The sequence below is a fragment of the Arthrobacter sp. SLBN-100 genome (assembly GCF_006715305.1).
Classification (GTDB): Bacteria; Actinomycetota; Actinomycetes; order Actinomycetales; family Micrococcaceae; genus Arthrobacter.
In genome coordinates this window covers 1,783,711-1,805,698 of sequence record NZ_VFMY01000001.1, presented here as the reverse complement: position 1 = coordinate 1,805,698, position 21,988 = coordinate 1,783,711, and the positions used below count along the sequence as shown (strand labels likewise).

At 65.3% G+C, this 21,988-nt stretch carries 19 protein-coding genes; 15 read left to right on the top strand and 4 right to left on the bottom strand.

Annotated features, from left to right (window positions below; genetic code table 11):
* Positions 1–25 precede the first annotated feature (25 nt).
* Positions 26–856 carry an oxidoreductase gene (locus FBY31_RS08400; protein ID WP_142039264.1) on the bottom strand — a complete coding sequence of 277 codons (831 nt, stop codon included), beginning with the start codon at positions 854–856 and terminating at the stop codon, positions 26–28.
* Positions 857–1,044: 188 nt separating this feature from the next.
* On the opposite strand from FBY31_RS08400, the gene FBY31_RS08395 reads away from it, so the two are divergent.
* The 6 genes from FBY31_RS08395 (at position 1,045) to FBY31_RS08370 (ending at position 8,041) form a co-directional block, all read left to right on the top strand.
* Complete coding sequence (locus tag FBY31_RS08395) at positions 1,045–1,524, top strand: DUF2975 domain-containing protein (RefSeq protein ID WP_142039261.1); 480 nt, start codon at positions 1,045–1,047, stop codon at positions 1,522–1,524.
* Positions 1,524–1,730 carry a helix-turn-helix domain-containing protein gene (locus tag FBY31_RS08390; protein ID WP_050054145.1) on the top strand — a complete coding sequence of 69 codons (207 nt, stop codon included), beginning with the start codon at positions 1,524–1,526 and terminating at the stop codon, positions 1,728–1,730. Before FBY31_RS08395 ends, FBY31_RS08390 begins: the two co-directional genes overlap by 1 nt.
* Positions 1,731–1,893: 163 nt before the next feature.
* Entirely contained in the window at positions 1,894–3,876 is a 1,983-nt protein-coding gene (locus tag FBY31_RS08385; protein WP_142039259.1) for an APC family permease, read from the top strand.
* Positions 3,877–3,953: 77 nt separating this feature from the next.
* The gene (locus tag FBY31_RS08380) at positions 3,954–5,333 is read left to right on the top strand and encodes a potassium transporter TrkG (protein ID WP_142045177.1); all 1,380 of its coding nucleotides are present in this window, start codon (positions 3,954–3,956) and stop codon (positions 5,331–5,333) included.
* Between the two features lie 114 nt (positions 5,334–5,447).
* The gene (locus tag FBY31_RS08375) at positions 5,448–6,284 is read left to right on the top strand and encodes an alpha/beta fold hydrolase (protein WP_142039257.1); all 837 of its coding nucleotides are present in this window, start codon (positions 5,448–5,450) and stop codon (positions 6,282–6,284) included.
* Positions 6,281–8,041 (top strand): EAL domain-containing protein, encoded by a 1,761-nt coding sequence (locus tag FBY31_RS08370; RefSeq protein ID WP_142039254.1) that lies wholly within the window; start codon positions 6,281–6,283, stop codon positions 8,039–8,041. Before FBY31_RS08375 ends, FBY31_RS08370 begins: the two co-directional genes overlap by 4 nt.
* A 178-nt stretch (positions 8,042–8,219) precedes the next feature.
* Here the strand turns inward: FBY31_RS08370 and FBY31_RS08365 are convergent, their stop codons facing one another.
* On the bottom strand, positions 8,220–8,546 hold the full coding sequence (locus FBY31_RS08365) for a hypothetical protein (protein WP_142039252.1): 327 nt from the start codon (positions 8,544–8,546) through the stop codon (positions 8,220–8,222).
* Positions 8,547–8,796: 250 nt separating this feature from the next.
* The gene (locus FBY31_RS08360) at positions 8,797–9,138 is read right to left on the bottom strand and encodes a hypothetical protein (protein WP_142039249.1); all 342 of its coding nucleotides are present in this window, start codon (positions 9,136–9,138) and stop codon (positions 8,797–8,799) included.
* Positions 9,139–9,273: 135 nt separating this feature from the next.
* Between FBY31_RS08360 and FBY31_RS08355 the strand changes: the two genes are divergently transcribed.
* From FBY31_RS08355 to FBY31_RS08315, 9 genes are all read left to right on the top strand, one after another.
* Complete coding sequence (locus FBY31_RS08355) at positions 9,274–10,491, top strand: MFS transporter (protein ID WP_142039246.1); 1,218 nt, start codon at positions 9,274–9,276, stop codon at positions 10,489–10,491.
* 90 nt (positions 10,492–10,581) lie between these two features.
* Positions 10,582–11,283, top strand: a complete 702-nt coding sequence (locus tag FBY31_RS08350) for an esterase/lipase family protein (protein ID WP_142039243.1) — start codon at positions 10,582–10,584, stop codon at positions 11,281–11,283.
* 68 nt (positions 11,284–11,351) lie between these two features.
* Positions 11,352–12,269 carry an LssY C-terminal domain-containing protein gene (locus FBY31_RS08345; RefSeq protein WP_235012976.1) on the top strand — a complete coding sequence of 306 codons (918 nt, stop codon included), beginning with the start codon at positions 11,352–11,354 and terminating at the stop codon, positions 12,267–12,269.
* A 459-nt stretch (positions 12,270–12,728) separates the two neighbouring features.
* Complete coding sequence (locus tag FBY31_RS08340) at positions 12,729–13,529, top strand: carbon-nitrogen hydrolase family protein (RefSeq protein WP_142039237.1); 801 nt, start codon at positions 12,729–12,731, stop codon at positions 13,527–13,529.
* A 109-nt stretch (positions 13,530–13,638) separates the two neighbouring features.
* Positions 13,639–14,457 (top strand): gamma-glutamyl-gamma-aminobutyrate hydrolase family protein, encoded by an 819-nt coding sequence (locus FBY31_RS08335; RefSeq protein ID WP_142039235.1) that lies wholly within the window; start codon positions 13,639–13,641, stop codon positions 14,455–14,457.
* Positions 14,458–14,710: 253 nt separating this feature from the next.
* Positions 14,711–15,844 carry a glutamate--cysteine ligase gene (locus FBY31_RS08330; protein WP_142045175.1) on the top strand — a complete coding sequence of 378 codons (1,134 nt, stop codon included), beginning with the start codon at positions 14,711–14,713 and terminating at the stop codon, positions 15,842–15,844.
* Positions 15,845–15,864: 20 nt separating this feature from the next.
* The gene (locus FBY31_RS08325; RefSeq protein ID WP_142039232.1) at positions 15,865–17,343 is read left to right on the top strand and encodes an aminotransferase class I/II-fold pyridoxal phosphate-dependent enzyme; all 1,479 of its coding nucleotides are present in this window, start codon (positions 15,865–15,867) and stop codon (positions 17,341–17,343) included.
* Between the two features lie 24 nt (positions 17,344–17,367).
* Positions 17,368–19,146, top strand: coding sequence for an N-acetylglutaminylglutamine amidotransferase (locus FBY31_RS08320; protein WP_142039230.1), 1,779 nt, complete (start codon positions 17,368–17,370; stop codon positions 19,144–19,146).
* 3 nt (positions 19,147–19,149) lie between these two features.
* Positions 19,150–20,544, top strand: a complete 1,395-nt coding sequence (locus tag FBY31_RS08315) for a M20/M25/M40 family metallo-hydrolase (RefSeq protein WP_142039227.1) — start codon at positions 19,150–19,152, stop codon at positions 20,542–20,544.
* 50 nt (positions 20,545–20,594) lie between these two features.
* Here FBY31_RS08315 and FBY31_RS08310 read toward each other — a convergent pair whose 3' ends face one another.
* Positions 20,595–21,827, bottom strand: a complete 1,233-nt coding sequence (locus FBY31_RS08310; RefSeq protein WP_142039224.1) for a BTAD domain-containing putative transcriptional regulator — start codon at positions 21,825–21,827, stop codon at positions 20,595–20,597.
* Positions 21,828–21,988: the final 161 nt, after the last annotated feature.

The window sequence follows — 21,988 nt, the reverse complement described above, 5'->3', positions numbered from 1 at the left end:
TCACGCCAGCTTGCTGTGGCTCGGGTTAGCCGTTGATTGCTGTGCTGAGGCTGAGGTCCCGCCACTGGTCCAGTTCGGCGCGCTGGGCGTCCGCTACTGCGGTGAAGGCGGCAAAAGCGTCTTCACCCAGCACTGCCAGCGACGGCGGGTTGGGGCTGCCCACGATTGCCAGGATGGCTTCCGCCGCCTTGGCGGGGTCGCCCGGCTGGTTGCCGTGCATCGTGTCGTTCTCCTTGCGCCGCTTCCCGGCCGTCTCTGCATAGTCCTCAATCGGCGAGGCCGATTGAGTCAGCGAGCGGCCGGCGAAGTCTGTGCGGAACGCGCCGGGCTCGATAACGGTGACGTTGATACCCAGCGGCTGCAGTTCCCTGCGTAGCGACCCTGAGATGCCCTCCAGGGCAGCCTTGGTGGCGGAGTAGTAGCCGGATCCGGCCGGGGTGATGCGGGCTCCGATCGAGGAGATGTTCACGATGGACCCGTACCTTCGCGCGCGCATGTCCGGAAGGACTGCCTTGATCATGTCCACCGCCCCGAAAACGTTCGTGTCGAACAATTGCCGCACATCGGCGTCGTCCGCTTCCTCTACGGCCGCGCGGTACCCGTAGCCGGCGTTGTTGACCAGCACGTCGATGCCGCCGAAGCGCGCCTTTGCCTGTTCCACGGCCGAGTTGACCTGTGCGCGGTCTGTGACGTCGAGGGGCAGTGCCAGCGCATTGCCTGGGAAAGCGTCAGCGAAGTCCTGCACGGTGGTGACGTCCCTTGCGGTGACAACCGAGTTGTGCCCGTGAGTGAGCACCGCCTGGGCAAGGGCCCGGCCGAGTCCGGTGGAGCATCCTGTGATGAGCCAGGTAGCCATGATTCGTTCCTCACTTCGCTTGTTTCTGTTACTGGGAAAAAGGTCGGGGCCTATGGTCTAGGTAACAGCACAACGCCCGCCGTAAACAGGTACTGCCAGTACAACCCTTAATCTGCAGGTTGGCATGGGGGACGGATATAGGACCGGGATCGATTGACTTTCGATAGGTATTAACTGAAACTCAATGCATGAAGATCAATCACCTGGCAGTCATCGCCCTCCGGATCGTCCTGGTGGCGGCGTTCCTGCTTCTGGTCCTGTTTCAGGTCATGTCCCTGCCTGGCCAGTTCGCCCACATGGCAGCGGAAAACCCGGAGCGGGCGTACCTCCAGTGGCCGCTCACCGTCTTCGCCATCCTCGAAGTGGCCTGCGTCCAGGTGGTGATCGTCAGCACCTGGAAGCTGCTCACCATGGTCAAGCAAGACCAGATCTTCAGCAGGCGCGCCTTTGTGTGGGTGGACGCGATCCTGTGGGCCATCGGGGCGGCCTGGACCATGCTCGCGGTGTTCTCCGCCATTGTGGTCCTGAACGCCGATGACCCCGGCGTGCCGCTCCTGCTGATCCTGACGCTGGTAGCGGGTGCCGCCGTCGGCCTGGTGGTGGTGGTGCTCCGCGCCCTGCTCCGGCAGGCCGCGGACCTCCGCTCGGACATGGAAGCGGTAATCTGATGCCCATCGTGGTGCGCATCGACGTCGAACTGGCCAAGCAGAAGATGAGCGTGGGGGAGTTCGCCGACCGCGTGGGCCTCACGCCCGCCAACGTGGCGGTACTCAAAAACGGACGCGCGAAGGCCGTCCGGTTCAGCACGCTTGAAGCAATGTGCCGCGTCCTCAACTGCCAGCCCGGTGACCTGCTGGAGTTCGTGGAGGACTAAACCGGATTCCTTGACGCCAGGCGTTAAGAAAGCGTTAAGATCCCCGGAATTGGCCCCGGGAGGCGGTTGGCCCGGTGCTAGGCTCCGTTGGTTATCAGCACAGCATCGCGCCTGGAGCCGGGAAAGTTGTTGCCCGTGACGGGCACCAAAGAAAGACACGTCCTTGACGGCTTCCGCCCGGTACTCCCTTCCCGCCACCGTCCCCAACCCGGAACTTGAAACCGAGCCGCGCAACGCGCTAGCCAAGTGGCTGCTGGAACACCGGGTCAGCCAGCCTATCGGCCCGGAGGCCAACGAGAGCCACGTCGGGCAGCAAGGCTGGTGGAAGGTCATGTGCCTTACCGGCGTGGACTACTTCTCCACCCTCTCCTACCTGCCGGGCATCGCTGCGCTCGCGGCCGGCGCCCTCTCCCCGCTGGCCACCATGCTCATCGTGGCCCTGACGCTTCTGGGCATGCTGCCCATGTACCGGCGGGTGGCCAGGGAAAGTCCGCACGGGCAGGGATCCGTGGCGATGCTGGAACGGCTCCTGCCCTTCTGGCGGGGGAAGGTCTTTGTGCTGGTCCTGCTTGGCTTCGTGGCCACCTCCTGGATCATCACCATCACCCTTTCTGCGGCTGACGCCACCGTGCACTTGCTCGAGAACCCGTACCTGCCGCCGTTCCTGGAAGGCCAGGCAGTAGGCATCACGGTCTTCTTCCTGCTGGTGCTTGGCGCCGTGTTCCTGATGGGCTTTTCCGAAGCCGTCGCCGTCGCGATTCCGTTGGTGGCCGTGTTCCTGGTGCTGAACGCCGTCATCATCGTGGCTGGAATCGCGGAGGTCCTCGCAACCCCCGGCGCGCTCAGCACGTGGACCGACGCCCTGGCCTCCGCCGGAGGCGGGCCGGGCGGCATCGTGGGTCCCGCCCTGATGGCCTTCCCGTTGCTGGTCCTGGGACTCTCCGGCTTCGAGACCGGCGTCAGCATGATGCCCCTGGTTTCCTCCCAGGGCGCCACCCCTGAGGAAAAGCTGGCCAGCCGGGTGCGCAACACCCGCAAGCTGCTCACGACGGCGGCACTCATCATGAGCGTGTACCTGCTGGGCAGCAGCTTCGTCACCACCGTGCTGATCCCCGCCGAGGAATTCCAAACCGGCGGAGAGGCCAACGGCCGCGCCCTGGCCTACCTGGCCCACGAACGCCTGGGCAACGGCTTCGGGTCCGTCTATGACGTGAGCAGCATCCTCATCCTGTGGTTCGCCGGAGCCTCGGCCATGGCCGGCCTGATCAACATCGTCCCGCGGTACCTGCCCTCCTACGGCATGGCCCCGGACTGGTCCCGCGCGGTCCGTCCGGTGGTGCTCGTCTACACCGCCATCAGCATACTTATCACCATTGGCTTCAACGCCGATGTGAACGCCCAGGCCGGCGCCTATGCCACCGGGATCCTGGCCATGATGGTCTCCGGCGCCATCGCGGTCACCATCTCCGCCATCCGGCGCAAACAGCAGGCCGCCGCCATCGGCTTCGCGGTGCTCACCCTGGTGATGCTGTACGCCCTGGCCGCCAACGTCATCGGAAAGCCTGACGGCCTGGCCATCTCCGGGTTCTTCATCCTGGGTATCATTGCCGTCTCGCTCGTCTCCCGTATCAGCCGCACCACGGAGCTGCGCGTGGACAGAATAGAGTTCGACGACGACGCGCGCCGCTTCATCAGCGACACTCTGGAGTACGACGGCCGGATCAACCTCATCGCCAACCGGCCCGAGGCGCGCAACGGCGCAGAGTATGCGGACAAGGAAGCAGAACAGCGGGGGAACAACCCCGTGCCGGGCACCGCTGATGTCATTTTCCTGGAAATCGACATCACCGACCCGTCAGAATTCAGCGACACGCTGCAGGTCCGCGGCGTGGAAGTGGACGGCCACCGCATCCTGCGGGCCCAAAGCCCCGCCGCGCCCAACGCCATCGCCGCCATCCTGCTGGCACTGCGGGACGGCACCGGAGTCAAACCGCACGCCTACTTCGAATGGTCCGAAGGCAACCCCCTGGCCCACCTGATGCGCTACCTGCTCCTGGGCCGCGGGGACACCGCCCCGGTGGTCCGGGAAATCATCCGCGAAAACGAACCCGACCCGGAGCGCCGGCCGGGCATCCACGTCGGATGAGCCTGCGAAGGAGCCTCCCGCCATCGGAACCTGACGCGACAGGTCCCGATGCCTCCAGCGTGACCGCCATCCGGAAGATGCTGCGGGACGCCCAGAACGGAAAGGAGGGCCGGAAGGCAAACTTCCTCCGCAGGATATTGACCCACCCGGTCAGGGCTGTTCCTGTCGCCTTCCTGACGGTCATCATCATTGGTGCGGCACTGCTGATGCTCCCCGCCTCACGCACCGAATCCGAAGCCGGCGGGTTGATGGACGCCCTGTTCACCTCGGTCTCGGCGGTCTGCGTCACGGGTTTGGTCACTGTGGATACGGCAACGTTCTGGACCCCGTTCGGGCACGTGGTCATCCTGGCGCTCATCCAGGTGGGCGGCTTCGGCATCATGACGCTGGCTACCCTCCTGGCGCTGCTGGTCCGCAAGAACATCGGCCTGCGCGGCCAGCTCGTGGCCCAGTCGGAAACCCACACCCTGAACCTCGGCGACGTCCGGGCAGTGCTGCTCCGGGTTGCGAAAATCATGCTCACTTTCGAGGCTGCGACAGCGGTGGTCCTGACGGTCCGGTTCTGGATCGCCTATGACCAGAACCTCGGCACAGCCCTCTGGCACGGCATCTTCCACGCTGTCTCCGCTTTCAACAACGCCGGCTTCTCGGTCTACAGCAACAGCCTCATCGGCTTCGCCGAGGACCCCTGGATCATCACCCCCATTTGCGTGGCCATCATCGCCGGCGGGCTCGGCTTCCCGGTGATCATCCAGCTCGTTCGCGGCGAAACCAGGCCCCGGAACTGGACCGTCCACCTGCGCCTGACCATCTACGGAACGCTGTTCCTCCTGATCGCCGGGATGGCACTGTTCGCGGCATTCGAATGGAACCGGGACGAAACGCTCGGCCAGCTCTCCCTCACCGGGAAGATCCTGGGCTCCTTCGCCGGCAGCGTCTTTCCCCGTACCGCCGGATTCAACAGCATCGACTATGGCACCGCAGCACCGGAAACGCTGATGGTCACCAACATCCTGATGTTTATCGGCGGCGGCAGCGCCGGCACCGCCGGCGGCATCAAAATCACCACCTTCCTGGTGCTGGGCTTCGCCATCTGGAACGAAGTGCGCGGCCGCGACCAGGTGACCATCGCCCACCGGTCCCTCAGCTCCTCCTCGCAGCGGCAGGCCCTGTCCGTGGCACTCCTGGGAGTTGCCGCCGTCGTTATTGGAACCATGCTGCTCCTGATGTTCACCGACTACAGCCTGGAGAAGGTCCTGTTCGAATCCATCTCCGCTTTCGGCACCGTGGGCATGAGCACCGGCATCACCTACAACCTTCCGCCCGCGGCAGAGTGGGTGCTGATGGCGCTGATGTTCACGGGCCGCATCGGCACGGTGACTGTTGCCTCCGCGCTGGCTCTTTCGGCCCGGCCGCGGCTGTACCGCCTCCCGGAGGAACGGCCCATCATCGGGTAGGGGAAAGATTCCATCAAGCCGCGGCCGCCAGTCCTAGGATTGCTTGGCGTCCCGCCGCTAATATTTGGGCAACACAAGATAACCATACTTACTACCTTTGGGGGCCGGTGCGGCATGGTCGGGACAGTCACTTCAGCAGTTTCGCCAGTCGTCAGGCGGAACAACGTCACTGAATCGGGCCGAGCGGACGGGCCGGTGATGATGTTTGCGCACGGCTACGGCTGCGACCAGGACATGTGGCGCAGGCTCCTGCCCTACTTCTCCGATGCCTACCGGCTGGTGCTCTTTGACAACGTGGGCGCGGGCCGCTCCGACGTGGACGCCTACGATCGCGACAAGTACGGATCCCTGGACGGCTACGCGGCGGACCTCCTGGAAATCTGCGAAGCGCTGGACCTGAAAGACGTCATTCTGGTGGCCCACAGCGTCAGCGCCATGGTGGCGGTAATCGCTGCTGCGCAGGAACCGGAGCGGTTCTCCCGGCTGGTCCTGGTGACGCCATCCCCGCGCTACACCAATGATTCAGCCGATGGCTATGTGGGCGGGTTCTCGCAGGAGGACATCGATGGCCTGCTCGCTTCCCTGGACAGCAACTACTTCGCCTGGGCTGAGGCACTCGCGCCGATGGTTATGGGCAACCCGGGAGTTCCGGAGCTTTCGGAGGAACTCCGGAGCAGTTTCTGCCGGAACAATCCGGCGATTGCCCGGCATTTTGCCCGGGTCACCTTCCTTTCGGACACCCGGCCCATGCTGGAGAAGGTGGGGACTGACAGCCTGATCCTGCAATGCTCCGAGGACCTGCTTGTGCCGCCGGAAGTGGGTTCCTATGTGCACGAGCACCTCGAGCGGAGCACCCTGGTGCAGCTTCAGGCCACCGGCCACTGCCCGCATGTCAGCGCCCCGGAAGCCACGGCAAGGGAGATCCTGCAATATCTTTCGGCCAGCCCGTGACAGGTTCCCGTGAGCAGGACCCGGGCCATTTCGAGGCACTGTTCCAGCAGGCTCCGTGCGGGTACCTGATAACTGACGACGGCGGCCGCATCACCGCGGTCAACGATACCTTTGCGCGGTGGACGGGTTACGGCCGGCCTGAACTGATCGGATCCAAGCTGCAGTCCCTGATGCCCGTTGGGGACCAGATTCTCTATTCGACCCACTGCATCCCGGAACTGGGTATCAACGGCGCCGTCTCCGAAATTGCTGTCGAGATCATCGACGCCGAGGGCGGGCGCCGCGCGGCGCTGCTCTCGGCGTCACGGTCGCAGGGCTCCGGGCAGGAGCCCGCCAGCGTCCGGGTGATCGTCTTCAGCGCCCACGAACGCCGGCTGTATGAAAGGGAACTGGTAGCGGCACTCCGGGCTGCCGAGGAATCTGAAGCGCGCCGTGCCGAGGCTGAAAAGGAACTGCAGCACCTCGCCCTGCATGACGCCCTGACCGGCCTGCCCAACCGGGCAGGATTGAAGACGAAACTGGACGCAGTACTGGACCACAGGACTGTGGGCAGGGACCGGTTGGCCGTCCTGTTTATTGACCTCGACCACTTCAAGGCCGTCAATGACAGCCTGGGGCACGCGGCCGGGGACGATCTGCTGGTCTCCGTGGCGGAGCGCCTGGCTGCGGCCGCTCCTGCTACAAGTGCCGTGGGCCGGCTTTCCGGGGACGAGTTCGTTGTGGTGGACACCTTTGCCGGTCCCCGGGAAGCCACTGCCCTTGCGGGCGGGCTACTGGAGGTCCTCAAGACGCCGATTCAGATCGAAGGCCTGGAAATAGTCACCACCGCCAGTATCGGAGTGGCAGCCACAGAGGGCGACGGGGAAAGCCTGGAAGACCTGATCCGCCGGGCCGACATTGCGATGTACCGGGCGAAGGAACTGGGACGCAGCCGTTGGGAACTGCACGAGCCGGCCGAATCTGATCCCACCGTGGACCGGCTCCGCGCGCTGGGCGAACTCCGCCGGGGCATCAGCGAAGGAGCACTCCGAGTGCATTACCAGCCCCGGGTGGACCTGCAGACAGGGCGCACCGTCGGTGTGGAGGCACTGGTCAGGTGGCAGCATCCAACACGCGGGCTGCTGCCGCCGTCGGAATTTATCACCATGGCCGAAGAATCCGGGCTGGTGCGCCCACTGGGCGCCTGGGTCCTGGGCGAAACGCTCCGGCAGGCGGAGAGCTGGCGCAAGGAAGGCGGCCCCGCGGCGGGCCTCGAGTTCGCCGTCAACCTGTCCGCCCGCCAGCTCAGTGACCCGGAGCTGGTGACGGTGGTGGAAGGCGCCCTGCGGCTACGGGACGTTGAGCCCTCCCACCTGCTGTTGGAAATCACCGAGACAGCCCTGATGGCAGACCCCAACGGTGCCCTTGAGTCGCTGACGGCCCTCAAGAACCTGGGCGTGGGCCTCGCCGTGGACGACTTCGGCACGGGCTACTCAAGCCTGACCTACTTGAAGAAGTTCCCCATCGACGAACTGAAGATCGACAGGTCCTTCATCAATGGACTCGGATCGGATTCCGGAGACTCGGCAATCGTGGCCAGCTGCATAGACCTCGCGCACGCGGTTGGCATCCTGGCCGTTGCCGAAGGCGTGGAGACCTCCGTGCAGGTGCAGACCCTCAAGGCCATGGGCTGCGACCTCGCGCAGGGTTATCACTTCGCCCGGCCGCTGCCCGCCCCGGCCCTGAAGGAATGGCTCGACGCCCATGCCGACGGCTAGCCGGCGCTGACGTGCTGCCGGTTCCGGCGTAAAGGGTTTCCTCGGACTGAGAGTGCAGCTACCCGTCTCTTCGGATACAGCTGCACTTCCAGGCCGTGGAAAGTCTGAAAGCTAAAAAAGTGTGCGGCCGGCACTCTGGCCCGATCGGTGGACGCTGCGAGTGCCTTGGCCTAAACATTTATGCGGCGAGCAGTGCTGCCCGTGAGGTGGTACGTTCCTGCCGCCGCGCCAGGACACTGATGGTGCACGGCTTTTGGTCTGGATCGATCCTTGCCGGCAGATGATGGGTCTCGGAGCACGTTTGCAGCTGCTCCAGTGCCTCGTCATCCACCCAGGCATGAGAGATATCCAACTCCAGGTACAGGCCCTGTCTGATGGAATTGGCGCGCTTGACCACGACATAAAGCGCATTAACGCTGTGGACGGTGACATGCCCCTTTGCAATCACCAGTGCTTTCGCATGGTCGAGATCTACACGGACAACAATGTTGAGCTTGGAATTCAAGTTGTAAAGCCTTCCCCGGCATTGGCTGCGACGCTGCAGCTTCTTGCAATGGCCTCTTTCTTCAGCCTCATTCAGAGTAGGGGGTGAATGTGATCCACGCAACAGTTACGTATTTATTACACCGATTGTGGATGCTGATGTTGTGACGCCACGGGGGGCGGCTGAAGCCGACTGCCGGTAACGGAAACCGCAGCCGGCGGCACAACGCCGCCGGCCGCCGTCGTACTTTCCCGCCTCGTTCCGGGCGGGTTCAGACCACTTCGGGAAGCCTTCCTGTTAATACTGAGACCGGGGCTGATGACCAGCGCTCGCGCTCTGGCTCGTAGGAGATCACCACAGACGCGCCGATGTCACGCGCTTCGTCCATGGCCAGCAGCAGGGCGTCTTCAACATGCCGGGCGTATTCGAGCCGCTCATCCGGCGCACCCTGCAGGTCGCTGTCATCAATCAGGACATGGCCTTTGCCGTCCACGACAACCTTCAGCGAATACCCCTGGTCCTCATGCAGGGATCCCCGGGTGGATGAAATTTCGGTGACATTGGCTGCCCGGACCAGCCCGTTGCCGAGCGTACGGATCCACACTTCACCCATGAAATGAACCTCCCCTTTGGTTTGCGGGCGCGAGTCAGCACCCATAAGGCAAACGCTAGTCCTTTGCAAGGGTTTTGTGACCCCCAAATGAGTTCCTTTCTAGGCCCCGCTGCCAGCCGCCCTAGGATAAATCTGATGACTTCCCCGGACGATCCCCAGCCTTTCAACCTGCGCGCCATCGCCGTGGCCGCTTTCGGCCCCACCTTGCTCTTCGGGATCGGCCAGGGCGCCATTCTTCCGGTGGTGGCACTGACAGCGCGCGACCTTGGCGCCTCCGTGGCCCTCGCGGCGCTGATAGTCACGCTCATCGGGCTGGGCTCGTGGTTCTTCAACCTGCCCGCTTCCCTGGTGACGCTGAAGTTCGGCGAGCGCTGGGCCATTGTGGGCGCCGCGGTCGCTGCCGGCCTGGCGCTCGCCGCGGCCGGGCTTGCCTCCCTGATCCCCAACGGACTGTGGCTGCTCGCGGTGGCGATGGCCGTCGTCGGAATGTCCGGCGCCGTGTTCGGACTCGCCCGGCAGAAGTACCTCACCGAAGCCGTACCCGTGGAGTTCCGGGCGCGGGCACTGTCCACGCTGGGCGGGGTGAACCGCATCGGCGTGTTCATCGGGCCGTTCCTGGGCGCCGCGGTGATGCAGTTCTCCGGCCTCGGCGGCGCCTACTGGGTGGGGGTGGTGGCCATGGTTGGGGCTGCCCTGCTGTCCCTCACCATCCCTGACCTGGAGGTCGCGGGAGCGTCCGACGGCGGCCATAAGGGTCCGGAGCCCACCCTCCGCAGCGTCGCGGTGTCCCACGCGAAGGTGTTCCTCAGCGTGGGCGTGGGGATCCTGCTGCTGAGTGCGCTGCGTTCGTCGCGCCAGGTGGTCATCCCGCTGTGGGCGGACCACCTGGGCATGGATGCCAGTTCCGCATCGCTGATTTACGGGTTGTCCGGGGCCATCGACATGCTGGTGTTCTACCCTGCAGGGAAACTGATGGACCGGAAGGGACGGCAGTTTGTGGCCGTTCCGTCCACGCTGCTGATGGGTGTTGCACTCCTGCTGATTCCGCTGACCGGGTCCTTCGTGGGGCTCCTGCTGGCGGCACTGCTGATCGGTTTCGGCAACGGAATCAGTTCCGGGCTGGTGATGACCTTGGGGGCCGATTTCTCCCCGGACCGGGGGCGCGGCCAGTTCCTGGGGCTGTGGCGGTTTATGGCCGATGCCGGGAACACCGCCGGCCCGGTGCTCCTCTCCGGCGTGACGGCCCTCGCCTCCCTGGCTGCGGGGATCTCAGCCACCGGCATCCTCGGGTTCGCAGCGGCGGCCGCGTTCGCCGTCGTGATTCCCCGCCTGAAGCACCGCCGGAACTACTGACCCTTCCACTTGCGCTATCAGTTTTGGTTCCCAAACGCCGGTGAGGACCAAAAGTGATAGGGCAAGGGGGGTGGAGGTTATCCTCAACAGATGAGTGAAACGGGGATCCCCGCTCGGGTCAGTCCGGTGCAAAAAGCCGTGTGGTGGCTGCACGATTATGCCTATGCCGCCATGTGCCAGGTGCAGGGCGCCGTGTCCCGGGTGCAGCCGGGTTCCTTCCATCAGGGCCACCTCAATCCCGTGCTGATCATCCCGGGCGTCTACGAAAACTGGCAGTTCATGATGCCGCTGATCCGGTCAATCCACGACGCCGGCCATCCCGTCCACGTGGTCACGGTGCTGCAGCGCAACAAACTCAACGTTCCCGCCGCCGCCCGGATGGTGGCGCAGCACCTGGAGGAAGCGGGCCTGCGCGATGCCGCCATCGTGGCGCACAGCAAGGGCGGGCTGATCGGGAAGTACGCCATGCTGAACCTGGACCCCGAGCAGCGGATCGAGCGGATGATCGCCGTGTGCACGCCGTTTTCCGGGTCCCGCTACGCGAAGTACATGCTGCTGCCGAGCCTGCGGATCTTCTCGCCGAGCAACGCCCTGACCCTCCAGCTGGCCCGCGAGGAGACCATCAACAGCCGGATCACCTCCATCTACGGCCCGTTCGATCCGCACATCCCGGAGGGCAGCGTCCTGCCGGGCGCCACCAATATTGAGCTGCCTACCGCCGGGCACTTCCGGATCCTGGGTGACCCGGAGACCGCGCGGATCATCGTGGAGCAGCTGAACCTGCCGGCGTAAGCTCCGGACGCCCAGCTTTCCCCGGCAACCTTTTAGGCTGTTGGTGAGCGACCGAAAGGAGAATTGCCGTGACGACCCCTGGCGGCCGGCGGGCTGTTCCGGAAGAGCCGGACCACTCACGTTCCAGCAGTCCGGTGGTGCGCCGGCAAAGCAGGTGGGCCACGGTCCTGGCGGTCCTGCAGCGGCTCCTGTACCTGGCGGTGACCATCGCCGTGGGCTGGGCCGTCTACTACTTCCTGCTCGCCCGGCTTTCACGCGGCCCTGAGCAGGCCTGGGTGTTCCTGCCGGTCTGGCTGATCCTGGCCTACGCCCTGCTGCCGCGCATCCACAGGATCCTCAGCAGCCTGTACATCCCGGACTACTTCATCGGGCGGACAAGGACGGGCGACGGCGTCCTGGGCGATCCCGTGAACCTCGCCGTGGTGGGGCCGAAGGAGGAGCTGCGGCAGGCCATGCTGACGGCGGGCTGGGTGGAGGCGGATCCGATCACGCCTGCCACTGCATGGCGCACCCTCACGTCCACCGTTCTGGGGCGCAGCTACGCAACCGCCCCGGTGAGCTCGCTCTACGTCTTCGGCAACAAGCAGGAGCTCGCCTTCCAGCGCGAAATCGACGGGAATCCCCGGAAGCGGCACCACGTCCGGTTCTGGAAATGCCAGCCCGGGTGGCGGCTGCCCGGCGGACTGGCGGTGGACTGGGTGGGCGCCGGGACCTACGACCGAAGCGTGGGACTGTCCCTGTTCACGTTCCAGATCACCCACAAGATCGCCGACCGCACCGACGAGGAACGCGACTTCATCATCGAGACGCTCCGCTCGGCCAACGCCGTGGAGTCGATCCACATCATCCTCAACTACTCCAGCGGCTACCACCACCGCAACGGCGGCGGCGACGCCATCCGCACCGACGGGCACCTCCCGATCATCGACCTGCACCCGCCGGAGCGTCTGCGGAGGGCCGGCCCGCCGTCGCGGCAGGGCGCTTAGCCAGCGTTGAAGGCGAACGAACCATCGGATAAACCAAAACCAGCTCCCGCCGAAGCCGGGGGGGAGTCTTCGGGGGAGCTGGCGACTGTGGGTACGGGACCTTCCGGAAAGCCGAGCTTGCAGCGGTCAGGCGGACTTCATCACCATCGGGCTGTAAAGCTGACTGACTGTTTCAGGAAGGCCAGCGCGGACCCTCTTCAGCTGGCCGCGAAGTGCAGGGGTACCGCAGCACCCTTGCAGCTGTCCTGGTTGACACCGGCCGGTCGACCATCTGAAGCGTTTCGGTCCGATACGAATAGCTTCTTCGACGTGCCTCAAAGTACGCCGGGGTAATCCGTCAAGGTTTTGTCAAGAGTTCTTCGACGTTTGCGCAGGACGGGGCCACCGGGGCCTGTTGCCGCAGGCCCCGGTGTGCCACCCTTTGTCTAGGGGCCGTTTCGCGGTGGCAGGAGGACTAAAGTGAGGATCGCCTCCGGGCAGTTCAGTGCCGGCAAAGCGCCGCAAGACAACCTGAAGCAGATCGCCCGGCTGATGCAGGCTGCCGCGTTGGGCAACGCGGACCTGCTGGTGCTTCCGGAGACCAGTCTCTACGCAAGCGCCGAACCCTCCACCGTCCTGGCGGACGTGGCGGAGCCTCTGGACGGCCCCTTTATCAGCGGTGTCGCCGCGCTCGCACGGGACCTCAGGTTGCCCGTCGTCGTGGGAACCACCGAGGCCAACCCCGGCGGCCTTCCGTTCAACACCTTGGTGGCCCTCGACGCCGCCGGTGCTGTCCAGGGCAGATACCGGAAAGTACACCTCTACGACGCCTTCGGCTACCGGGAAAGCGATGGAACCAGCCAGGGTTCCATTGACCTGCCGGAGCTGCTCTCCTATGGCCAGCTGCGCCTGGGCATGCTCACCTGCTACGACCTGAGGTTCCCGGAGAGTGCCCGCTACCTGGTGGACGCCGGAGCGAACGTCCTGCTGCTCCCCGCCATGTGGATCGTCGGCCCGGGCAAGGAGGACCACTTCAACACCCTGGTGCGCGCCAGGGCCATCGAGAACACCTCGTACGTGGTGACGGCCAACCAGTGTGGACCGCTGGCCACGGCCTACTCCATAGTGGTGGATCCCTTCGGGGTGGTGATCGCCAACGCCGGTGAGCTGCCCGGCGTCGTTTTTGCCCAGCTTGAGCCCGAGCGGATCGCGGCCGTCCGGACCCGCGTCCCCACCCTGCGGAACCGCCGTTTCCGGGTGGTTCCAGGGGATAAGGAATAGGGCAGAAAAGTGTGATCGTCCTGACACCTGGAATTGACACTGACGAAACATTCCGGCCCGCCCTCGGCCCTAAAATTGGAGGCAGTTAGATCTTCCTGGAGGGACCACAGTGCACACCACCGACGCCGCGATGAATCCTGTCATCGGACTCACCACCTACCTCGAGCAGGCAGGTACCGAAGGTTGCGGCACGGTTAGTGCGGCTTTCCTGCCCGAGACGTACCTGAAACCCATCATCGCCGCAGGCGGCATGCCCATCCTCCTGCCGCCGCAGCCCGTGATGGCAGGCATGATTGAACAGCTCGTCGGCAGGCTCGACGGCCTGGTGGTGCCTGGCGGCTGGGACGTCAACCCGGCCCTCTACGGCCAGGAAGCACACCCCGAAACCGACGCACCCCGGGCCGAACGGGATGCCTGGGAGCAGGCGCTCATCCAGGAGGCCATCCGCCAGGACGTTCCGCTGCTGTGCATCTGCCGCGGCGAGCAGCTGCTGAACGTCACGCTCGGCGGCAGCCTCCACCAGCACCTGCCCGATGTTATTGGCAATGCCTTCTACCAGCCCGGCGGCTACACCTTCAACCGCATCCCTGTGGAAATCAAAGCCGGTTCCCGCCTCGAGCAGCTGATCGGCGCCAACCCCGGACCCGTGCCCGTCTCGCACCACCAGGCCGTGGACAAACTGGGCGAGGGCCTCACAGCCGCCGCCTGGAGCGAGGACCAGGTGGTGGAAGCCATCGAATACCCGGCCAGCACCTTCACCATGGGCATCCAGTGGCACCCGGAGGAGCTGCCCGAAGAATTCGGCCTGTTCCGCGGTTTTGTCGAAGCAGCCCGCGGAAAGTTCCTGTCCCGGCTGGTTCCGGCAACGCCGCTGTCGCCCGTCACCGCGGAGATCAATGCCAGCCTGGCCGGGCCCGCGCTCGGCTAAGAGTTTCTTCCTAAAAAAGCAAGAGAACCGCCCCCAAGCAGCGCGCCAAAACGCGCGGTCTTCGGGGCGGTTCTCTGCTTTGCAGCTTGCGGACCGGAAATAAGCATGCTTAGTATGTTGAGACGCTGAAGTTAAGCCAACGCTTCACGGGTTTCGATCCAGGAGCAATGATGGCCAACCACCTTTTCGTTTTTCCTCCTGTCCACCGGTGCGCCCCATGCAAGGGAGATGCCGGACCAAAGGGACAGTGGTGATGCGCCGGGTAGGCGTTGAGGAAGAATTCCTCATCGTCGACGACGCGGACGGGCATGCAGTGCCGCTGGGCGAACTGCTGGAACGCCTGAACGATGACGACGGGCTGAGCAGGGAGATGAAGCAGGAACAGATTGAGACCTGCACGCTTCCGAGGATCAGCCTGGACGAGCTCGCCGAGGACATTACAGTGCGGCGGGTGAGCGCCGATTCAACTGCCCGCGCAGTCGGGGCCCGGTCAGTGGCCCTTGCCACCTCACCCCTTCCCGTGAAATCCACCACCAGCCCGGGCCTGCGGTACGAGCGGATGATCGAGCGGTTCGGCCTGACGGCAGTGGAACAGCTGACCTGCGGCTGCCATGTGCATGTGGAGGTTGAGTCGGACGAGGAAGGCGTGGCCGTCCTGGACCGGATCCGGATCTGGCTCCCGGTGCTGATGGCGATCACGGCCAATTCCCCTTTCTGGAACGCCATGGACTCCGGGTACGCAAGCTACCGCTCCCAGGCGTGGAACCGGTGGCCAACCGCCGGACCGTGCGAGATCTTCGGCTCCGCCGAGGCCTACCACCGGCAGGTCAACGAGATCCTGGATTCCGGAGTGCTCCTGGACAAGGGGCAAATCTACTTTGACGCCAGGCTCAGCCACCGCCACCCAACCATTGAAGTGCGCGTGGGGGACGTATGCCTTTTTGCCGACGACGCCGTCCTCCTGGCCGGCCTGGTACGGGGCCTTGTGGAGACGGCGGCAAGGCAGTGGCGCGATGGTATGCCTCCCGCCCCTGTCTCGGCCATGCAGCTGCGGCTTGCCTCCTGGCAGGCGGGGCGCTTCGGGCTTGACGGTGACTTATTGGACCCGCTGACAGGCCAGCCCCGGCCCGCCTTCGAAGTGGCCATGGCACTGCTGGACCATGTCCAGTCCGCGCTGAAGAGCCAGGGCGAGTTCGACGTGGTGGAGTCGTTGCTGTTCCAGGTGTTGACCAGGGGCACCGGCGCTGCCCGCCAGCGGGCCGCGTTCGCGGAAGCGGGCAGCCTGTGCGATGTCATCGCCGACGCCGTCCACATCAGCAGCCTGCCGGCCACACCGCTTCAAAAGCTGAGGGGCATGCCGCTGCTGGCCAGCGACCAGAGTGCCTAGATAACCATCCGGGAGGACACATGGACCAGAACGAAACACCGGTGCTTGATGCGCTGGCCGAACACCAGAAACTCGACAGGTACGGGTTTACGCCCCCCGCCCACCGCCAGGGCCGCGGCGTCGATCGGCGGGTGCTGGAGGTGCTGGGGGAGCAGAGCTTCAAGTCCGACGTCGTTGCCTCCTCAGGCCTGGACGACCGGAAGTCCTCCCACGGCTACCTGTCCAAAGCCGAACAGCTGATGGCCGAAGCCGTGGGAGCGGACATGGCCTTCTTCTCAACCTGCGGCAGCTCCCTGTCCATCAAGGCCGCAATCCTGGCCGTGACCCGCGGCGAGGGCGAACTCCTGATCGGCCGGGACGCGCACAAATCCGTGGTTTCCGGCCTGGTCCTCTCGGGGCTGCAGCCGCGCTGGATCAAGCCGCGGTGGGACGACGAGCTGAAGCTGGCCCATCCGCCGGCACCCGAGACTGTGGAGGAGATGTGGCAGCGGTACCCGGACGCCTCGGCCGCGCTGATCGTCAGCCCCACACCCTACGGCACCTGCGCGGACCTCGAGGCAATCGTGGAGATCTGCCACAAGCGGGGCAAGCCGCTGATCGTTGACGAGGCCTGGGGAGCACAACTGCCCTTCCACCCGGACACCCCCACCTGGGCCATGTCCGCAGGGGCTGACATCTGCGTGGTCAGTGTCCACAAGATGGGGCTGGGCTTCGAGCAAGGCTCCATATTCCACCTGCAGGGCAACCTCGTGGACCCGGTCCGGCTGAACCAGTGCGCCGATGTGCTGTCCACCACCAGCGCGAACGTGATGCTGTACGCAGCGATGGACGGCTGGCGCCGGCAAATGGTGCAGGACGGCAAGGCCCTGATCGACAAGGCGCTGGAACTTGCCAAAGGACTCCGCCGGGACGTCCAGGCGCTCCCCGGGCTGCACGTCCTTGAAGACGAGCTGGTCCACGCCGAGGCCTCCCACGACCTGGACATCCTCCACATCATGATCGACGTTTCCAGCCTTGGCATCAGCGGGTTCCAGGCCACGGACTGGCTGCGCGAAAACTGCCGCCTCGACATGGGCACCACCGACCACCGCCGGACGGAAGCCGTCATCTCGATTTCGGATGACGAGGAGACGGCGGAGCGTCTTCTGGGCGGGCTCCGCGCACTTACCGAAGCCGCTCCCGGCCTGCCCCGGCCACCCGCCGTCGTCATTCCTGCCGAGGAGGAGCTCTACCTGGAGACGGTGATGCTGCCCCGGGACGCGTTCTTCGGGCCGGTGGAAGTCATCCCCTGCGAGGAAGCACCGGGCCGCATCGCTGCCGAAATGGCCACGCCCTACCCGCCCGGGATTCCGATCCTGCTGCCCGGCGAACGGATCAACAAAGCCGCCATCGACTACCTCAGAAGCGGGGTGGAGGCAGGCATGGTCCTGCCGGATCCCGCCGATCCAACGCTCAAGACCATCAGGGTGGTCCGTGAAGAACCACACCGATCGCAGTAAATCGCAAGAAACGAGGACAGCAGCATGTGCGGTATAGCCGGCGAAATCGCCTTTAACGGAAGACACGCCTCCCCGGAGGCAGTTCTGAAAATAATGGGGGCAATGACGTCGAGGGGACCGGACGGACGGGGAGCGTGGGAGGCGGGCTGGGTTGCACTGGGGCATCAGCGGCTCAGCATCATCGACCTCTCTGAATCAGGTGCCCAGCCCATGGTGGACGAGGGCGGCCTGGCCATCACCTTCAACGGCTGCATCTACAACTACAAGGAGCTGCGCCGGGAACTTGAGCCCGAGTTCACCTTCCGGTCCACCAGCGACACCGAGGTGATCCTGAAGGCCTACCGGAAGTGGGGGGAGGACTTCGTCCACCACCTGGTAGGCATGTTTGCCGTGGCCCTGTACGATCCGCAACGCCAGGAAGTCCTCCTGGTCCGGGACCGGCTGGGCATCAAGCCCGTGTACGTCTCCCACCTGCACGGCAGGCTGCGCTTCGCATCCAGCCTGCCCGCGCTCGTGGCCTCGGGCGGGATCGACACGTCCATCGATGAGGTGGCACTGCACCACTACCTGAGCTGGCACTCGATCGTTCCGGCTCCGCGGACCATCCTGCGCGGCGTCCAGAAGCTGCCGGCCGCCACCATCCGGACCATCCGCCCGGACGGGACCTGGCACGACCGCGAGTACTGGAAACCTTCCTACACGCGGCGTGCGGAGCACTCCGGCTGGTCCGCCGCGGACTGGCAGGATGCCGTCCATGACTCGCTTAAGACGGCAGTACGACGGCGGATGGTCGCCGACGTGCCGGTGGGTGTCCTTCTCTCCGGGGGCTTGGATTCCAGCCTGCTGGTTTCGCTGCTTGCCGAGGAGGGCCAGCACGGGCTCTCCACTTTCAGCATCGGTTTCGACGGCGCCGGCGGCGACTCGGGGAACGAGTTCGCCTATTCGGACCTGGTGGCACGGGAGTTCGGGACCCGGCATGAGCAGCTGCACATCAGCACCTCGGAGTTCGCCCCCTCCATTGCTGGTGCCGTAGAGGCGATGTCCGAGCCCATGGCCAGCCATGACGTGACGGCGTTCCACCTGCTCTCCCGCACGGTTGCGGAGCACCTGAAGGTGGTGCAGTGCGGCCAGGGTGCGGATGAGATTTTCGGCGGGTACGGGTACCACCAGCCTCTTGCTTCTGTTGGCCGTTCGGAAGCGCAGGCCGTATTCACCTCAACCTTTGTGGACCACCGCCATGAGGAGCTCCTGAATATCCTGGAACCCGAGTGGTACTGCGGGTCCGATGTGAGCAGCGAGGTCCTGGCCGCCAACCTGGAGGCGCCCGGCGCGGAGACTGCGCTGGACGCCGTGCTCCGGCTGGACACCCACCTGCTGATGGTGGATGACCCGGTCAAGCGGCTGGACAACATGAGCATGGCCTGGGGAATCGAAGCCCGGGTCCCGTTCCTGGACCATGAACTGGTGGAGCTCGCCGCCGCCTGCCCGCCGGAGCTCAAGGCCGCGCAGGGCGGGAAGGGGATACTGAAGGACCTGGGCCGGCAACTGCTTCCCGCCGCAGTGGTGGACCGGCCCAAGGGGTACTTCCCCGTCCCGGCGCTCCGGCACCTGGAGGAACCGTTCATCAGCATGGTGCGCGAGTCGCTTCATGCACCCGAGGCCAAGCAGCGCGGGCTCTTCCAGCCCGCCTATATCGATGGGCTCCTGGCGAATCCGAATGTGCAGCGGACCGCAGTGAACAGCAACGTGCTCTGGCAGCTGGCGCTGCTGGAGATGTGGCTCCAGCACCACGGGGTGGGCTAACCCTTGGGCCGGCTTCCTGCCACCACCTCCCTGTTGTCGCCGCTCCGGCAGGCGGTGCGCGGGGACTTTGCTGCCGCCGTCGGCCAGTTATCGGAGCTGGTGCGGATTCCGGCGATGGCCTGGGCCTCCTTTGACCCGGCCGAGCTGGATACGGCTGCCCGGCACGTGGCCGGCCTGATGCACGAGGCCGGGATCCCCGACGTCGACATCCTGCAGGCATCCCGGCCGGACGGCGGGCGGGGGGCGCCGGCGGTGGTGGGGCGCAGGCCCGCACGGAACGGCAAGCCGACGCTGCTGCTGTACGCGCATTACGACGTCCAGCCGGCCGGGGACATCACCCTGTGGGAGAGCCCGCCGTTTGAAGCGGTGGAGCGGGACGGCCGGCTCTGGGGCAGGGGAGTGGCGGACAACAAGGCGGGCGTGATGCTGCACCTGGCCGCTTTCCGCAACGCGCTGCGCGTGCTGGGCGATGACCTCGAGCTTGGCATCACCGTGTTGATCGACGGCGAGGAGGAGGCGGGTTCGCCCAGCCTGCCGCTGCTGCTCCAGCAGCACAGCGACCTGCTCGCCGCCGACGTGCTGGTGGTGGCCGACTCCGGTAACTGGAAGGTGGGCGTCCCGGCGCTCACCACGAGCCTGCGCGGGCTCATTTTGGGAACCATCGAGGTGCAGGTGCTGGACCACGCGCTGCATTCCGGGACCTACGGCGGGCCGTTGCTGGATGCGGTGACCGTGTTGTCGCGGCTGATCGCCACGCTGCATCACGACGACGGGAGCGTCGCCGTCGAGGGCCTTTTGGCGTCCGAGATGCCCGGGCCGTTGCTGTCCGAAGAGGATTTCCGGGCGGACTCGGGAGTGCGTTCGGGGGTGCCGCTGGCTGGTACGGGGTCTTTGACGTCGCGGCTGTGGACCAAACCGGCTTTGGTGATTATCGGGATGGACGTTCCTTCGGTAGCGATGTCTTCGGACACGCTGCAGCCGGTGGCGCGGGCCAAGTTCAGCCTCAGCCTGGCGCCGGAAAGTGACACGGCCGCTGCCATGGAGGCGGTCCGGCGGCACGTGGAGGCGCATACTCCGTTCGGTGCCGACGTGACCTTCACGCCCGCCGGCCGGACCGAGGGCTTCGCCGGCGACGCGTCCTCGCCTGCTGCCCGGGCCATGCTCTCGGCCATGGAGGACACGTGGGGAGTGCCCGCCGTTTGCATGGGCGTGGGCGGCTCCATTCCCGCGGTGAACATCCTGACCAAGCTGTATCCCCGGGCGGAGGTGCTCATCACCGGGGCGGAGGACCCGGATTCCCGGGCGCACGGGGCGAACGAGTCGATCCACCTGGGCGATTTCGAGAACGCCATCCTCGCCGAGGCTCTGTTGATTGCCCGCCTTAATTCCCCGGACTAACCCCGCTGCTTCCCCAGCCCTGGTGAGTCCCGCCTACGGGCGCGGCGCCATCAACTGATGCTGGCATCAGCAGTCTTTCGCCTGACGGCGCTTAACAGCGTGGCCAGTGAGCCGTCCTTGGGCAGGAATGCAGAGATGCCAGCGGCGGCTGCCTGCTGTTGCATCTCGGGCGTCGGCATTCCCGCCAACATCAGGACGCGCGTATGGGGGGCATCAGCGAGAATGCGCAGCGCCGCTGCCATGCCGTCATCATCGCGCAGGCGGTTGCCGAGAAGGACGACGTCGGGCGCCAGTTCGCGGACCAGATCAACGCCCGATTGGGCAGAGTCTGCCGTCCCCACACTGAGCATGTCCGGCTCCCGGTCCAGGGCGAGGACAAGCAGGTCGGTCAACGTCCGGTGGCGATTGATGATCATGACGCGAATTGTCGGTGTATCGTCCAGGACAGGCGCGGCCGGGGGCGCGATGACGTGGGTCGTGGCCTCCAGCAGCCTGGCGTAGATGGACCGCAGGGCTGCACCCGGACTACAGCCCAGCTCCCGGTTCATGATCCGCCTGCATTGGTCAAAGGCACGCAGGGCCTCCGTGGGCTGGCCACTTTTCTCCAGTCCCAGGACCAGGACGGTCCAGGCCTGCTCGCTGAGCGGATCATCCGTTACGGCCTCCCTGGCGCAAATAAGGGCCAGTTTGGTTCTTCCCAGGGCCAGGGCCGACTCTGCCGCCAGGATGCGGGCACGGAAAACGCGCGCAGCATGGCGGGCCCGCTCGGATTCTGCCCATAACGGCACCAGTTCTTCGCCCAGCAGCGGGGCCGAAGCCAGCTCAAGGGCCTCCTGGAGTAGCACAACGGCACGCTCCGGCGCCGCGGATTCTGCCGCCCGCACCAGTGCCTCGAAGCGGTCCAGGTCCAGGTCCACCAGCGACCTGTCCAGCATGTAGCCGCCTGTCACGGTCCGCAAAGGGCCGTCCTTGCCCATGCCGGGCTGCAGATGGCGCCGCAGCACGCTGACATAGCTCTCCAGGGTGGGGAGCGCCTCGGCAGGTGCCTGTCCGGCCCAGAGGATGTCAATCAGGCGGTCCTTTGAAACGGGAACGCCAAGGTTCAACAAAAGGAGTTCGAAAATTTGCCGGGGCTTTGGGCCGCCCAGCTGACCGTACCCGAGGACTGTCTCCCCGCGCCGGATCCGGAGCGGACCGATGATTCTCACCTCGAGCCGGCAAGTCTTCGCTCCGGTGAGGACAGTTTCCATCGTCTGGTCTACTGCGAGCCCTGATGCGATCATCTGCGAACCTGCAATTCAGTTGCGGCGGTTTGCACCAGTGTTGTGATTTATTCGGCCGGGGACACCAGTAGCGATTACTTGTTTGCTTGGGGTGGTCATTACTTATGGGTTCGAGTAGTCCCTTCTTGTCCGCTGTCCGTCCACTTCAGTTGGGCATCAAT

Bases quoted from the DNA above. Each gene is read 5' to 3' on its own strand.
- FBY31_RS08400 (WP_142039264.1), bottom strand. From the start codon at position 856: ATGGCTACCTGGCTCATCACAGGATGCTCCACCGGACTCGGCCGGGCC.
- FBY31_RS08395 (WP_142039261.1), top strand. From the start codon at position 1,045: ATGAAGATCAATCACCTGGCAGTCATCGCCCTCCGGATCGTCCTGGTG.
- FBY31_RS08390 (WP_050054145.1), top strand. From the start codon at position 1,524: ATGCCCATCGTGGTGCGCATCGACGTCGAACTGGCCAAGCAGAAGATG.
- FBY31_RS08380 (WP_142045177.1), top strand. From the start codon at position 3,954: ATGCTGCGGGACGCCCAGAACGGAAAGGAGGGCCGGAAGGCAAACTTC.
- FBY31_RS08375 (WP_142039257.1), top strand. From the start codon at position 5,448: ATGGTCGGGACAGTCACTTCAGCAGTTTCGCCAGTCGTCAGGCGGAAC.
- FBY31_RS08360 (WP_142039249.1), bottom strand. From the start codon at position 9,138: ATGGGTGAAGTGTGGATCCGTACGCTCGGCAACGGGCTGGTCCGGGCA.
- FBY31_RS08355 (WP_142039246.1), top strand. From the start codon at position 9,274: ATGACTTCCCCGGACGATCCCCAGCCTTTCAACCTGCGCGCCATCGCC.
- FBY31_RS08350 (WP_142039243.1), top strand. From the start codon at position 10,582: ATGAGTGAAACGGGGATCCCCGCTCGGGTCAGTCCGGTGCAAAAAGCC.
- FBY31_RS08330 (WP_142045175.1), top strand. From the start codon at position 14,711: ATGCGCCGGGTAGGCGTTGAGGAAGAATTCCTCATCGTCGACGACGCG.
- FBY31_RS08325 (WP_142039232.1), top strand. From the start codon at position 15,865: ATGGACCAGAACGAAACACCGGTGCTTGATGCGCTGGCCGAACACCAG.
- FBY31_RS08320 (WP_142039230.1), top strand. From the start codon at position 17,368: ATGTGCGGTATAGCCGGCGAAATCGCCTTTAACGGAAGACACGCCTCC.
- FBY31_RS08310 (WP_142039224.1), bottom strand. From the start codon at position 21,827: ATGATCGCATCAGGGCTCGCAGTAGACCAGACGATGGAAACTGTCCTC.